General features: G+C 54.8%; 15 protein-coding genes. All 15 read right to left on the bottom strand.

Annotated elements, in window-relative coordinates:
• Positions 1-8 precede the first annotated feature (8 nt).
• The gene (gene fliD, locus ACFSR7_RS19710; protein ID WP_378164476.1) at positions 9-1844 is read right to left on the bottom strand and encodes a flagellar filament capping protein FliD; all 1836 of its coding nucleotides are present in this window, start codon (positions 1842-1844) and stop codon (positions 9-11) included.
• Positions 1845-1919: 75 nt separating this feature from the next.
• On the bottom strand, positions 1920-2963 hold the full coding sequence (locus tag ACFSR7_RS19705; protein ID WP_378164474.1) for a glycosyltransferase: 1044 nt from the start codon (positions 2961-2963) through the stop codon (positions 1920-1922).
• A gap of 66 nt (positions 2964-3029) precedes the next feature.
• Positions 3030-3839, bottom strand: a complete 810-nt coding sequence (locus tag ACFSR7_RS19700) for a flagellin N-terminal helical domain-containing protein (protein WP_378164472.1) — start codon at positions 3837-3839, stop codon at positions 3030-3032.
• Positions 3840-3941: 102 nt separating this feature from the next.
• Positions 3942-4196: a carbon storage regulator CsrA gene (gene csrA, locus ACFSR7_RS19695; protein ID WP_378164470.1), complete on the bottom strand. Its 255-nt coding sequence runs from the start codon at positions 4194-4196 to the stop codon at positions 3942-3944.
• On the bottom strand, positions 4196-4624 hold the full coding sequence (gene fliW, locus ACFSR7_RS19690; protein WP_378164468.1) for a flagellar assembly protein FliW: 429 nt from the start codon (positions 4622-4624) through the stop codon (positions 4196-4198). The genes csrA and fliW overlap by 1 nt, the downstream gene beginning before the upstream one ends.
• Before the next feature lie 113 nt (positions 4625-4737).
• Positions 4738-5304 (bottom strand): DUF6470 family protein, encoded by a 567-nt coding sequence (locus ACFSR7_RS19685; protein ID WP_378164661.1) that lies wholly within the window; start codon positions 5302-5304, stop codon positions 4738-4740.
• Positions 5305-5334: 30 nt separating this feature from the next.
• The gene (gene flgL / locus ACFSR7_RS19680) at positions 5335-6231 is read right to left on the bottom strand and encodes a flagellar hook-associated protein FlgL (RefSeq protein ID WP_378164466.1); all 897 of its coding nucleotides are present in this window, start codon (positions 6229-6231) and stop codon (positions 5335-5337) included.
• A 48-nt stretch (positions 6232-6279) separates the two neighbouring features.
• Positions 6280-7848 (bottom strand): flagellar hook-associated protein FlgK, encoded by a 1569-nt coding sequence (flgK, locus tag ACFSR7_RS19675; protein WP_378164464.1) that lies wholly within the window; start codon positions 7846-7848, stop codon positions 6280-6282.
• A 27-nt stretch (positions 7849-7875) separates the two neighbouring features.
• On the bottom strand, positions 7876-8382 hold the full coding sequence (locus tag ACFSR7_RS19670) for a flagellar protein FlgN (protein ID WP_378164462.1): 507 nt from the start codon (positions 8380-8382) through the stop codon (positions 7876-7878).
• Positions 8383-8393: 11 nt separating this feature from the next.
• Positions 8394-8675, bottom strand: a complete 282-nt coding sequence (gene flgM, locus ACFSR7_RS19665) for a flagellar biosynthesis anti-sigma factor FlgM (protein ID WP_378164460.1) — start codon at positions 8673-8675, stop codon at positions 8394-8396.
• Between the two features lie 111 nt (positions 8676-8786).
• Entirely contained in the window at positions 8787-9203 is a 417-nt protein-coding gene (locus ACFSR7_RS19660) for a TIGR03826 family flagellar region protein (RefSeq protein WP_378164458.1), read from the bottom strand.
• Between the two features lie 112 nt (positions 9204-9315).
• Positions 9316-9795, bottom strand: coding sequence for a ComF family protein (locus ACFSR7_RS19655; protein ID WP_378164456.1), 480 nt, complete (start codon positions 9793-9795; stop codon positions 9316-9318).
• 287 nt (positions 9796-10082) lie between these two features.
• On the bottom strand, positions 10083-12314 hold the full coding sequence (locus ACFSR7_RS19650; RefSeq protein WP_378164454.1) for a helicase-related protein: 2232 nt from the start codon (positions 12312-12314) through the stop codon (positions 10083-10085).
• A 176-nt stretch (positions 12315-12490) separates the two neighbouring features.
• On the bottom strand, positions 12491-13054 hold the full coding sequence (locus tag ACFSR7_RS19645; protein WP_378164452.1) for a hypothetical protein: 564 nt from the start codon (positions 13052-13054) through the stop codon (positions 12491-12493).
• A gap of 723 nt (positions 13055-13777) precedes the next feature.
• Positions 13778-15142, bottom strand: a complete 1365-nt coding sequence (locus ACFSR7_RS19640) for a dicarboxylate/amino acid:cation symporter (protein WP_378164450.1) — start codon at positions 15140-15142, stop codon at positions 13778-13780.
• Positions 15143-15145 lie beyond the last annotated feature (3 nt).

Below are 15145 nucleotides of genomic sequence, written 5' to 3'. Positions count from 1 at the left end.
GGGTCATATTAACCTGAATTTTGGCTTAACCAGGTTAGCGTAGAATTATTTTTCCCGACGGCGGAGTCCATGGCTGCGAACATCTTATAGTAGTAATCCTCTTTGTCGGCCAATTTAAGCGTCCCAGAAGCAATTTGTTTATTCAAATTGTTAATTTTGTTGCCCAGATCGGTTGTAACATTGTCGATTGCTGTGGCGCTACCCCCCGCTTTTGTCGAGAGCTCCTTAATACTGCTGTTCACTTGCTCATACATTTTTTGCGCAATGCCGTCCGGCTGATTCGAGAAGATTCCCGTGACGGCGGATGGATCGTCCGCAATCGCTTTTCTTAATGCCGTTTCATCCAACTGTATTTTTCCGGCGTCTTGTGGCGATGAATTACTGTAAGTCATCGTTGTAATACCGACTTTGTATAGTGCATTATAACTGCTATTGGATACAGAACCGACGGTAGCAGTCAACCATGATCGCAAACCCGAAGTCGCAGATTTGACGATGCCGTCATTGTGCAACAGGCCAAGCTTTGCCGTCTTCTCCCAGTTAGCGATATCCGTCTCATTCATTGCCTTCTTCTGATCGTCAGTCAGTGGTGAGTAACTGCGGTTTTTTACTTCTTTAACTCGCGTATTCATAAGATCGATCGTGTCATTGTAAACCTTAACAAAGTCTTTAATCTTATTGACCATCGCATCGACATCTTGACTAACGCTTGTAGTAACAGGGGTTGTTGTCTTTTCCTTGATTGTGTACGTGACTCCGTCGTTCGTGAACGTATTGCTGCTTCGATAGGACTGTACGCCGTCAATGGCAACGTTAGCATCTTTACCAGACACAGTACCTGTCGACAGTTTCGCAAAGGAAAGGAAGTTCCCCTCGCCAGTATCCTGCAAATTAACGACAGCCGCACTGCCCGTATCTTTAGTCGTGAACGTAAACTTGTCTGCGGCGCTGTCATAAGTCATGTTAACGCCGGCGTTGGAATTATTCACTTTGTCCATAATCGACTTAAGCGTGTCGGTTCCCGTGTAAGAGATCTTCTGCCCGTTGATTAAAAACGAACCGGGAGAGGAAAGAGCGGGAGAGCCGCCTAACGTGCTGATAGAGGCTGTCGTATTGATTCGATTGGACTGTCCGCTTGTGAAACCCAAATCCTTTAAAGCATCACGCCCATTGACCGAAGATACCGCTACTGTTGGTGCCGTAGGCAGCGGCGCTAGGGGATCGGGATCGACTAGACTCGGATCGTAATGCGTCTCGAACTTAAGCGCTCCAGAGACTGCTGTGACTTCGATCTTATGCGTCGTTCCGTCGCCATACTTTCCGAACATATTGTCCACTTGGGACTGCAGTTCAGTTGCCATCTCACCCGCGTTGGCATACTCCTTGGCAGTCAGCGTTAGGGTACGAGTAACGCCCCCCAATGTGACATTCACCTGATCGTTTGATCCAGCCGTGACTGTTAGCGGGGCTGTTAAAGCATTTCCTGTCATCGCGTCTGATGATACTTTGGCAGAACTCTTAACCGTTGCTCCCGAAGCCAGTTCATTGACGACAATTGAATGATTGATTTTGCTTGAGGTTCCGTCTGCTTTAACTGTCACTGCGCTCTCGTTTGAGGAAGTCGCCGTATTCATTTTCCAGTCGCCCGACAGCCGCATGTTATCCAAGCTATTCCTTAAAGCAGATAACTTCGTATTAATCTCACGATACAGATCTGTCTGCCATGTTAAAGTCGTCTTCTTTTGATTCAAGGTATCGAGCGGCATTTTCTCGGCCTTCATCAAGCCAGTTACTAACGAATCGATATCCAGACCCGAATTCAGGCCTGATACTCTGGTAACCATTCGCACTACCTCCCGGTGTGACTATATACCTTATTTATCGTTACATTTCAAATAAATTTGAAGAGCTTTCCAAGATTAATTGAGGCGGGCCAGTGCGGGAGCATATCCTAAATCTCCTGCAAAGCGATAGTAACGATTAGCGAGCTCCTGTTGTCCCGTAACTTCGTAGAATACGCCCAGATTGTATGCAGCCTTATAGGATCCGACCCCATCGACCGACGTATATCGGACGGTCTCTCCGATCTCCAACGCGCGCGAGAAATAGGAGCGAATTCCCTCAAAATCTCCGTTATCCATCGCCAACAGCCCAAGCAGGAAATACAAATCCGGAAAGTTGGGATACGATTGGTGCACAGGCTTCAGCAGCTCCGCCGCTTCCCCGGATCTCCCTTGTTCCTTTAACAAATACCCTAGCATAACAAGCATGACCGGATAGTAGAGGCGATCGACTTGACCGCATTGAACGCTAGCTCTCAAATACGCCTCTGCCTTGCGCCAGTTCTGAATGCCGTAATAAAGCTTCCCCGCTTGATAGAGCATATAGCCGTCATTCGGATGCTCTGCCAAGTGTTTTTCGTATAATTGAATATACCGAGAAGCCTTGTCCTTTTTCTCATATTCCCCGGCCTCGTAACCATAATGAGCAATAATAAGGGGCAGGTCTTCAAAACTTGCCGGCGCCCCTTCGTAATAAACCTGTTCGTGAACGAAGCCAGTAAAAGAAAAGGTTCTGTCATTGGGGTAAAACCGAACCATGCGATGCTTGCTTAATTCTTCGCTTGTTACGTTTATGATATGAACGCAGCCAGCGGATTTCGGATGGGCTGCAATGAACATTCGAATTTGTTCTTCTGTATCTGCGGGTAGCTCTTCATCCGCATCTAGAACCAGAATGTAATCCCCAGTTGCGGCAGCAGCGCTGGCATTCCTTGCGGAAGCAAAATCGTCTGTCCACGGAATAAAAATAACTTGGGCATCGAACGTTTGCGCGATCTCGACCGTTCGATCTGTCGACCCGGTATCCGTGACGACAATTTCGTAGGACTTAGGAACACTACTTAGTGCACGTTTAAGATTTTGCTCTTCGTTGCGTACGATCAGACAGACACTGATTTCCATTTTCCACCTCTAAAGGAAAAGAGCTCATTACGTAGTAATGAGCTCTTTTCTTGATTCGAACAAAGATTAGCGGAGCAGTTGCAGTACGCTTTGCGGCGCTTGGTTGGCTTGAGCCAACATGGACGTAGCAGCGGATTGCAGAATGTTCAGCTTGGAGTAGTTCATCATTTCCTTCGCCATGTCGGTGTCGCGTACACGGGATTCTGCAGCTTGCAGGTTCTCGGTCGTAGCGCCCAGGTTGTTGAAGGTGTGCTCCAGTTGGTTCTGAACAGCACCGAATTGCGAACGAGCCTTGTTGACTGCACCGATATCCTTGTCGATCTTAGCCAGCGCAGCGCTTGCGTTGGACAGGCTGGACAGGCTAGCTCCGTTGATTTGCAGGTTGGACAGTTGTACGTTTTGCAGGGAGACGGTAACCGTATTGCCGCCTACGTCGCCGATTTGGATCGTAACGCCAGTCGTTTGATTCAGAACCTTGATGCCGTTGAAGTTCGTTTGGTTCGCGATGTTGTTGATCGCGGTGCTGAGCGACTTGAATTCGGCATTGATTGCTTCAAGGTCGGAAGCGTTGTACGTGCCGTTGGAAGCCTTGACAGCCAATTCCTTCATGCGGGAGAGCATGTCGGATACTTCGCTCATCGCGCCTTCAGCCGTTTGAACGAGGGAGATGCCGTCTTGCGCGTTGGATTGAGCTTGGTTCAGCGCGCGGATTTGCGTACGCATTTTTTCCGAGATCGACAGGCCAGCTGCGTCGTCAGCTGCACGGTTGATCTTGTAACCGGAAGACAGCTTCTCACTCGACTTGCCTTGAGACAGGTTGTTCGCTTGCAGGTTGCGATGAGCGTTCATCGCATTAAGATTGTGGTTGATAATCATTGCTTGTTCTCCTCCTTGGATGGTGACCGCTCACTTCCGTGTGAGCTCTCAAAATATATATCGGCAGTTATCGACATCTTTTTATAGCTGTCGCATAATTTTTTACGATTCCGGATTGCGAAATTTATCGAGGGAGGCCGCATTCAATTTTTTCAACTTCTGCAGCGCCCCCGGAGTAGCAACCGCATCTTTATTGCTCTCTCTTATCGCCTCAAGGACCTCATGCCGATAAACTTTGATCTGCGGAGGAGCATTGATCCCAATCTTCACCTGATCCCCTTCGACGGCAACGACGACGATTTCGATGCCGTCCCCGATTAAGATCGATTGCCCCTTTTTTCGCGCAAGAACGAGCATCAGCGTTCACCTTCTTTGACCGGGGATCCAATGGGCATCTTGGTCGTGTAAGGCTTATCCGATGATAGAACCACTTGCCGGCCAAGCAGCTTGTCTACATTAATTATTAAAGGAGCCATTAAATTAATTGTCGATGTATCAAAAGGATCGCCAATCTTCACGATGGCCATCACGATCACTCCCTCCGGCGCAGTTGCTTCTATATCCTTTATATCCTGCTCTCCTATTTTAAATTCGTAATCTACGCAAAATTGAAATGGATCCGCAACCAAAAAGCCAACCTCATCTTGCGCGCTGCTCTGCAGATACGCGAACGGAGAGACTAAATCCGAATCTTCGATGGGTAATAGCATGAATTCATTCAGCTCAGGAAAGCCAAGGATTGAGCCTCTCATCGAAATGGGCTTGTCATATAAATGTCTGAACATCCATATCTCCCCTTAAAATTGAATTCAACGCCTTTTACATAAAAAAACGAGCCGCTCACGCGACATGGCTATCGCGGTCACAGCCCTTAGATTACAGAGAATAAGCCTTGACTTCAAGCGAACCAGTCATACTGGCTCACGGATATCTGGATCGAATTCATTTGCCGAACATAAATCCCCGCTTTTTGCGGCGTATACTGGATTTCCGGCTTGTTGACGTGATACGAAATTTGCGCAGGACTCGGCGTTGCATTGACCTCCGCGGCGTGAGCCGTATAGTTGACCTTCACATTAAACAGTCCCGCCGGTCCGGCAGCCTGAAGCGTCTCTTTGGGGCTTAGGGCGTTCGCGGCAATTTCTGCGACAGCGCTGGCAGGATTTGAAATCTGCGCCATGCGGCCGCCCTCCTGTGCGATCTTGCCGATATTTTCAACGATGCGCTGCTTCATCTGATTCGCGATCCGATCGGCTGTCTCCAGCACGCCACCCTTTGCGTACGCCGAGTAGGCCGCTGAACTATCAATCGACAGCTCCCCGCGCGGCTGGCGAATCTGCATGTCGGTCCTAGGAGAGGTTATCTCCAATTGCCCCCGAGGAGATTGGATATCCAGCTTCCCACGCGGCGACTCGATTCCAAGGAGGGCCGGCGTCGACCGAATGGACAAACGCAAAAATTCCACTTCGGGCACCCCCTCGACTATAGCGTCCTATTATTTCAAGTAATCCACCAGACTAGGCTGAATAATCTTCGCACCGACGGAAAGTGAAGCCTGATAGACATTTTGCTGCGTCTGAAGCTCTGTGATGGTAGCGGCCATATCGGCATCTTCGACCTTCCCGCTCAGGCTGTTCAGCGTAACATCGAGATCCTTGTTGCGGCTGTCCAGCATTTCGATCCGATTGGCTCTGGCGCCGATCTCCGATCGAATTCCCAAAAACGTATTCAATCTGGAGTCGAGCTTACTCATCGTATTACTCGCCGTTTTGGAATCATTCGCATTGAAAGAGTCGCGCAATGTCCGAACGACGGTGAACAAGTTATCGGCATCCGTCGATGAACCAAACACTTTGTTACCGGACATGTTCGTCGAGATCGCGACGCCCGGGGCCAGAGACAGATTGATCTCGCCGTCGTCCGTATCCTGTGTTCCCGCCGTCGCTTCGGTATACGGCTGGGTCAACGTCTGCTGACCGTTAAAAATATATTTTCCATTCAACTGTTCGTTGCCGAGCGTCACCAGGTTACTGTAAATGCCATCCAACTCTTTAGCGATCGCAACGCGGGACTCCGGCGTGCTCGTATCGCTAACGCCTTTAACGGTCAGCTCTTTAACGCGCGAGACTAAGTCGTTGATCTGACCGAGTACGGTGTCCACGTGATCGACGGCGGAAGTGGCGGTCGTGAGATTGCGCTGAAACTGATCGTTCATGGCAATCTCGCTGCGGTAGCGGAGCGCGTAGGTAATACCGACAGGATCGTCCGAAGGCTTGTTGATCTTGCGTCCCGTCGTCAACTGCTCTTGGGAATTCGTCATCGAGTTCAGGTTGTGATTCAAATTGCGAACGACCTGAGATTGTATCATACCTTGCGTCACGCGCAGGGCCATGGAAGGGTTCCCCTCTCTTGGTTAGAAGCTAACCGTCTATGCTTATCGTCAGCGCCCTACGGTCCCCATGCCATTGATGACCTTGTCCAGCATCTCATCGAATGTGGTCATCACTCTGGCCGCGGCATTGTAAGCGTGCTGGAACTTAATCATGTTGGACATTTCTTCGTCAAGAGACACGCCGCTTACGGATTGCCTGCGCGACTCCACGTTGGTGAGCAGTGTCTCTTGATTGTCGACTTGTCGCTGGGCATTCTGCGACTGAACGCCCAACTGGCCGATGACCGACTGGTAGAAATCATCCAGTCTCCCTTGCGCGACGACTGGCACCGATCCGCCCGGACTCGTGAAAGTGAACTTCGTATCCTTCAAGTTGCTCATAAGCAAAGCAAGCGTATTGTTCCCCGGTACGACCTTCTCCGGCGTTCCCGAAGTCTTCATCGACGACGCGATGAGGTCCGGCTTATCCTGAATAAGCGGATTCAGTGCAAACGTCGCTGCAGTTATCGGCCCGCCATCGGACGAAACGAAGAAGTCGCCGCCCGTCTGTAACGGATCTTGAAGTGTATAACCCAGCTTGTGCAGGCCGTTAATTCCTTTGACGGTTACCTCGAGCGGGCTGGACAAAAAACGATTGCTGTCGCTGTAAGTGACGCCGTCAAGCACAGTTCCGTTCGGAAGGACCGTTCCAGTCGGCAAAGTTACTTTGAATTCGCCGTTAGCAAGCGTGTTGGCCAGCGTATCCAACTGATTCTGGTAATCGTTGACGTAGCCGTCCCGGGACTTGAGCATCCCGTAGACCTCTCCGCTCGTCAGATCGCCGCCGCTGCCCCCACCGTATGCGGACTCAAGGGAAGCAGAGTCGACAGGGAACGTCGTCGATCCTTGCACGAGTTGTACGCTGCCCATCGAGATCTCGTAACCTTGATCCGTGTTCGTTACGTTAATGTTAACGATCTTCGACAGTTTGTCCGTCAGCAAATCCCGTTGATCCATCAGATCGTTCGCGTCGTCCCCGTACCCGGTGATCCGACTGATCTCACGATTCAGATCCGAGATATTGCTCAGGTAAGAATTGATTTCGTTAGCCTTGGTCTCGATGTTGGCCGTGAGATCCGACTTCATATCGCCCAGTTGCTTGCTCGTAAGATTGATCGCATTAGTGAGCGCCATCGCCGTCTCGCGAACGATCTTGCGGCCGGTCACGTTCTCCGGATCCTGCGCCAGATCTGACCAAGAGGTCCAGAGCTTATCGATCAGACTACGAATTCCTGTATCGCTGGGCTCGTTAAACACGTTTTCGAGCTTGCTTAGCGTGTCAGCTTGAATGGTCCAGTTTCCCACATCCATGCTCTGATTGCGATATTGCTTGTCCAAAAACTGCTCGCGGATCCGCGTAATCGAATCGAATTCGACGCCGGTTCCGAGTTGGCCGGGAGCCGTCGAATGCGTCATTCCGATCGCTTCGATCGGACGAGTGGCCTGCATATTGACGGTCTGGCGCGAATACCCCGCAGTGTTGGCATTCGCGATATTGTGCCCGGTCGTGCTCAAGGCCGCCTGCTGTGTAAACAGAGACCGCTTGGCTGTCTCCAATGTATGAAAAGTGGATCTCAACGCTAGTCATCTCCTCGGCTTCGTATGCTATGCACGCGCGTCGAATACTCTCCGATACGACCCGCCCGAATAGCTTTGGGTAGCGACGCTTGAAGAATAAGTAATCTCCTGTTCGAGAGGTCCGGCAATCAGATGCAGTTCGTAGTCGATCCAATCCAAGGATTGCTTGACGAGCAATTGATTGCGCTCGTTTAGAATTTTCAGCTCGGCGTGCTTCTCCTTCAGCTTGCTTGCCAGATCCGTCAAGGCTCTCTTTCCATCGTAACGGGGGATAGCTTGGATTAAATCCGCCAACGTGCGTTCGGGCCTGGCCCGCAGACCAAGCTCCGTCCAGCAGGATGAAGTCGCACGCTCGATCTCCCGATAATGCTCTTCCATCCTTGCCGTTAAGCGAAGTTCTCTTGAAGTCAGCGAGACCAAGTCTTCCACCTTGTTCCGGACGATAACTTCCGACTTGTCGCGAGCGAGTGGGAGCATCTCGTCGAGCATGACATTCAACTCTTCCAACGCCTTCTTTAACTGTAGGAAACTCAAAAGAGTTCACCTCATTCTTGGGGTGGGATAGGCCGGAAGAACGGCAGCATCTTTTCTGCCAGCTTTGAAGTATCGACATGGTAGGTGCCGGTGGATACTTCCTGCTTCAGACTCTCGATCCGCTCCGCGCGCTCGGCACTCTGCGCGCCTTGAGCGCCCAGCAGTTCCTTCGCTTCCTCCGAGATCTGCACTTGATCCTTGCGCTTTGGCGCCGTCTGGCTGCCAAGACGCACTTCGTTGTTATTCTGATAGGCTCTATAAGCACCTATACGCTGCGTGTCGTTGATTTTCATAATAAGACTCACCTCGGCGACTTGAAATATCAGCCCGAATTAATAAAAGACCGATAAACCTTTACAGGTATTATCGGCTACATGCTGTATGAAGTTAATAGAACGCGATGCCTAATTCCGTTCGTTAAATCGGTCCTTGATTCGATACGTATTCTCGGTTCCTGTCGAATCAGCGCCTTCACTCTGTCTCCTCGCGTTCGTCGCATTGCGAATCTCTGTCTGCAAACGGCTGTGGCAGCTCGCGCACATGCCGCCTTCGTGGATAGGAGAACCGCATAATTCACAGGGATAGTGCATGTTAACGTTGTTTTTAAGAGAAATGCGCCCTTCGCGGATGTACTTGGTAATTTGCTTAATGCTGACGTCGGTCGCTTCCGACAGTTCGTTAATTGTGGTGCCTTTGTTTTTTTTCAAATAGTCCAGGCAGCTCTCATATTGCTTTTCGCCTTTCGCAAAGCATTCGTTGCATACCTCTCTAATATGGCGAGCGAACAGCTTGCCGCAGCTTGGGCAATTCGCTAGATTCATAAGCAACCTCCGTCCCCGATCCGAGGATCGACAGCATTCGATATCTCCTTTTATTGTAATGGATGCGGGCGGGTCATGTACACTTTTTATTCAAATTCGGGTAGGGAGCCCATTAAGTCCTGGACCAGGCGATACCGTAAACCTCGGCGCCAGGCACAGCCTGAAGAACCGCTCGCGCGCAATCGTTCATCGTACTCCCAGTCGTATAGATATCGTCCGCGACCAGAATGCGTAGAGGCCTACCTGGCGGGCGGGGTAAAGCTCGTATATCGGCAGGCGCGAACAGTCCCTGCATATCCGCGATGCGCCCGCGGCGTTCCTTGCCGCTCTGCTTCTCCGTGTCTCGCGTTCGCTTGAGCATTGGCTTGTAAGGAATACCGTACCATTCGCCCACTGTGACGGCCATTCGCTCGGCCTGGTTAAATCCGCGTTCTTCCAGTCGGCCCGGAGCGAGCGGGACGGCTGTGATCACATCAAAGCCATGGCCGAAATCAGCGTTCAACTGCGAAATGGCGCCTGACAGCATGGCTGCCATCACCGGCGTATATCTCTCCGCCCCTCTGTATTTGTAATCGGCGAGCCAGTTCTTCATCTCGTCCTGATATCGAACTGCACACCTTACGCCGCTGAAGTAGGTGACCTTGCGGCGCAGGCAATCGCCGCAGCGACCGGGCCTCCCGCATATAGGACACATCGGCGCCCATATCCAGGGAATCCGACTCTGGCAGGTTTGGCATAATCGGCTCAAACAGGTTCTCGCCTCCGGGTGTCGAATCGGCATGGGGGACGAGGCGGGTTCACCGCGAATCCCTTGCAGGCAAGCCGCACATTGCCGGATCATAGGGTGAAGAAGTCCGTATAACGCGTGGAGCAGCCCCTTCATCGGCTATCGCCTCGCCGACGGCTCGGTTTAAATAGTACCGCACGAGGGCCGATCCTTAAACGGACGCGGCGGTCGTCCCGCTGCCGATCGAGCAAGTAACCTCCGTTGCGCGCAAGCCGGTTCATCGCTGTGACTTGCCGAATCGCCCCTATCAGCGCACGCGTGCGATGCGCGGCACAGAAGTATACCCGGCCGGCCGGATCATCCGAAGAGCGGCCGGCGCGCCCAGCCATCTGTACGAGCGCCGCTTCGTCGAACAGCTTGGCGTGCGCGTCGAGAATAAAGACGTCGCTGCGCGGCACGGTGACGCCGCGTTCGAGAATGGTCGTCGTCACAAGAAGGCGAAGCTCTCGCTCCCGAAAAGCCATGACCTTGTCCCTGCGCCCTTCGTCCTGGGAGGAAGTGCCGCCGACGGACGCAGGCGATATCCCCCAAGCTTGAGCCTGCCTGCGAAAAAGCGACACCAGCGCATCGATCTGCTTGATGTAGGGGACGAAGACAAAAACCTGAGCGCCACGTGCCAGCGAAGAAGCGAGGCAAGCGAATAATGCAGCGGATTGCCTGTCCACTAAACGCCGCCTAAGATCCGGGATCTTCTTCGCAGCGGCTGCAGCTTCAACGTCCCAACGATGCAGCGGGGGCATGCTCATGACCCGCGGCACAGGCAACGGATGTCTATGATAGCGAACCGGAACTCTTGCGCAAGGCAAACGTCCAAAGCGGACCGCCCGTCGAAGTGCCGGCGGCGGGGTCGCACTCAAAAGCACGGTGGATCCGTCGGGCTTCCGAGCCGATGCAGCCGCATGGTGAAGCATGGGGTCTCCATGGTAGGGGAAGGCATCGAGCTCGTCAATCAGCACGAGGTCGAACGCTTGCCCGAAGCGCATGAGCTGATGCGTAGTCGCCAGCGTCAGCTCCGCCTGCTGCCAGCGTTCGCCGCTGCCGCCATAGAGAACGGCAATGCTGCGCGCAGGAAACGCCTTGGCCAGCCGCGGCGCCAGCTCGAGCACGACGTCCCGGCGGGGCGTCGCGAGCAAGGCCCTGCCGCCCGCGCTCAGTACCGCGTCCAGCAGCGGAAAGATCATCTCCGTCTTGCCGGCGCCGGTGACGGCCCATAGCAAGAAGGAGCGAGGCTGAATCGCCATCGGATCTCTCGGTGGCGTCGGTTCCAACGCGGAGCGGGTGGCGGAAAGGCCGCGCAAGCGAAATATAGAGCGGCCGGCACGGACAGCGGATAGGCTAGGTGGTGAACGGCCGGGCGCTTCGCTGCCCGGCTCGCGCTCGGCCAGCAGGAAGCGCACCGCCTGCTCCGAGGCGACCCGCTGCGCGGGGCTCAGCCCCCAGCGCGCGCATATATCCGCCGCGGACGGGCGGGCCGCGCCGGCCAAGCCCAGGCCGAGCGGCGAAGCCGCCGGTGCCGGGCCGCGCACGAGCAGCCCGCATGCGCGGCTGCGGCCGAGCGCGAGGCACGCCTCGCAGACGGCGCAGGCACCGTTCCCGCAAGCGGCGCACGCCGTGCGCCGCATGGCAGCTTCGCCACTGCCGCATCGCCGGCAGCGCAGCCTCCCGCGCTGCCGCGACGCGCCCCGCGGTGCGGCCGCAGCGACTGCCGCTCCGAGCCGCAGCGTGCCCAGCAGGGCGCCCAACTGTACCAGCGCCGCCAGCCCGACGCCTAGCGTTATGCCTGGCGCATGCTCGGCGAGCAGCGCGACGGCTTCCGCCTGCAGCAGCGAGCGCCCCTGGAGCAATGGCGCAATCACCCGCAGCCGCAATGCTTGAAGTCTCGCTTCGGCGCCGCGCCCCATTCCCCCGGCAGGCACGGGCAATAGCTGCTCGCAGCCCGAACCGACGCTTGGCGGCAAGGGCACGCCTACGCGCGAGCCATACAACGTGCGGGCTGCCGCAGCCTCGCCAAACACGCGCAACAGCAAGCGCTCCATCGCACCCGCATCCCGCGTATCGCCTTCGCCTCTCGACAGCTTCGCCCGGATTCTGCCGCAACCGACCTCGGCTTCGCCTAATGGCAGCGACCGGTTCATTTTGACGATCATGCTCGCAGTCTCACCCCCTGCAACGGCAGAGCTGCCAGAGCCCTCATGCCGCCAAGCCTCCTCCAATCCTTCCCGATATCCCCGATCAAGCCAATAGGCCATGTCCGTCTCCCAATCTACCGTGAACCTGACCTGCCAGCCGGCCGTCAGTCGCACCGCGTACACGATCGCCCTCATTCTCTCATCTCCTTTATACAAGCTGTCTGCTACGGCCAAATCGGCATCTTGCTTTGAAATCCCGCTCTCCAGCGAACCGCTGAACGCAAAAAAAGCACATTCGCTCCGGCGCCTCGGGCCGCCAAGCGAGTGTGCTTCACTCGATTCCAAATATCGGTTTTTCCATTCAATTACTTCTATTGTAAACGATCGGTCGCGGATGTCAATTCCGAATGCCCCTCGTCGTCCTCGCGTCCCGCGCCATCTACAGCCCTATGCCCCGCACTTCCGCCGAAACCACTGTCAAATCCGCCGCCGAAGCCGTCACCGCTGCCTCCTCCGTCAGCGCTCCCGCTTCGAGGCAGCTCCATCCACACCGTATCCGGACCGTTCCAAGCCTCCGCATACGCCGTCTTCGTCTCCTCCCAGCGCCTCCGCCCCTCCGCGCCGTCCTCGCCCGACTCGGGCAGCTGGCGGATCAGGCTCACGCCCGCCTCCGTGCGCACGAGCTTCTCCACGATCGACGCGGTGCCGTCCGCCGCTTCCGGCTCGAGCAGCACGGTAATGCCGACATCCGTCCCCGACAGGCTGCCTTGATATCGGAGCGAACGAATCACCCACTCGATCTGATCCTCGTGATTGCCCGCGACAATGATGTAGTGCCGTTTGGCGACCGGCCTGCGCCGATGACGCAGCAGCCGATAGGCGCAAGCCGCGGCAACCGCGTAGCATCCGGCGATCCACAGCAGCAATCCGATCATGGGGACCACCTCCTTCGCGTGAACTCGGCGGCCCCGTACCCGATACTGCGGAAGAATCACTCTCCCGAAAAGGCCGCGCCGCTATGCGACACTATATGCCGCGCAGCGCTCGGCGGTTCCGTCGTCCGCGACTGCCAACCGGCCTTCTCGATTTCTTATCGTTGCCCTGTCGCTGCCCTATCGTCGCCCCTCGTTCCTTCGCCGCAATGCCTGCAAATATACATCTATTTTCTCCAATGTCGCCCCTTTCGGACAGAATAGATGCAAAAACGCAGTTATTTTCCTCCGTCAAACGGATTTCCGACTTGTGCTTTGAATTTACCTGCATATTTGCAGGTATTTCATCAAGTATTGCGAGTCGGTGAAAAATACCTGTACAGATTCAGGTCTTTCGCCCTGCAGATCATCCGAACAGCTCCAGCATTCCGAATACGCGCTTACCTGCCCACAAATCGCCGCTAAATTGCCGCCAATTTTGTACCTCTGAAATTCCAAGAAAAAAGCCCCCGCCCCTGCGACAAGCGCAGCATGCGAAAGCCCCACGCTGATGTATGTTATGCCGTTATCCCGTTATCCCGTTATCCCGTTATCCCGTTATCCCGTTATCCCGTTATGCCACGATGCCATTATGCCACAATGCCATTATGTCACGATGCCACTATACCGCTATGCCGTCTCCAGCTTTTGACCTTCCGTCTCCCCCCTAAGCCAGCCAACTCAGCCTTAAGCCGGATTCAGCACCAAATCCTCGTCCTCGTCCCGATTAAACGCCTCTCTGTCAAACTCCCCTTCGGAATTCGCCACGAGCAGCGAAGTTACGGTCGTGCCCGTCGCGTTGACGGCGGTGCGGCCCATGTCGATCAGCGCTTCGACGCCGGCGACGATGCCGATGCCTTCGAGCGGCAGCCCGAGCGCGGTCAGCACGACGGTCGTGGAAATGACCGCCGGTCCCGGTACGCCAGCCACGCCGATCGAGGAAATAATGCTGACGAGAACGAGCACGACATAATCCGTCCCCGTGAGGTGGATGCCGTACACCTGCGCCGTGAACACGGCCACGATTGCGGGCCAGATGCCGCCGCAGCCGTTGAAGTTAACCGAGGCGCCGAGCGGCGCGACGAAACTCGCGATTTTCTCCGAGACGTGTAGGCGTTTGGTGATAACCTCCAGGTTCACCGGCAGTACGGCGAAACTGCTGCGCGTCGTGAAGGCGACGGCGATCGTCGGATAGATTTTTTTGAAGAAACGAATCGGATTAACCCGCGCTACGAGAAGCACAAGTCCGCCGAATACAAGCACGAAATGAAGGATCAGCGCCACGTAGGAAGTGACGATGACGCTTCCGAGCTCCTGCAGCGTTTCCCAGCCGTACTTGGCCGTAATGCCTGCGATGAGCGCGAACACGCCGTAAGGCGTCAGGCGGATGATGAACTTGACGACCTGGTGCAGCACCTGCGTCAGCGAAGCGATCAGTTCGCGCACCGGACGGACAGCCTCCGCATTCCTCGAGCCGACCTTGATGATCGCGACGGCGAGGAACAGCGCGAAGATGAGCACCGGCACGACCTTGCCGTTGGCCGCTTCAAGCACGGGGTTGGACGGCACGAGGTCGAGGATGACCTGCGAGAACGTCGGAATCTCGCGCGCCGCGAACCCTTCCGGCACGGCTTGCTGGATGCCCTTGCCCGGGTTGAACAGCAGCGCGATCAGCAGCCCGATAATCGAAGCCACGCCGGTCGTGCCGAGGAACCAGGCGAACGTCTTGAAGCCGATCTTGCGTAAATATTCGAGACTGGTAAGCGAGGCAATGCTGTTAAGCACCAGGACGAACACGAGCGGAATGACGAGCATCTTGATCAGACTGACATAGATGCTGCCGAACGTGGCGATCGCCTTGGTGTCGAGGTCCAGATTCTGCAGCAGGATTCCCGCGAGCAGGCCCAGCACCAGGCCCGTAATAACGCGAAGGCCGAAGCCGACGCGCTTTTTGGCCAAGAAATAGAGAATGAAAAACACGAAAATTGAAACGACGAAGCTGTACCAGTTCGTCTCGATGGCGGATAGCAGATTGTTGTCTACGTTGTTCATAGG

It is taken from the genome of Cohnella sp. GCM10020058 (genome assembly GCF_042683485.1).
Lineage (GTDB): Bacteria > Bacillota > Bacilli > Paenibacillales > Paenibacillaceae > Cohnella.
This window is presented reverse-complemented; position numbering and strand designations above follow the sequence as displayed.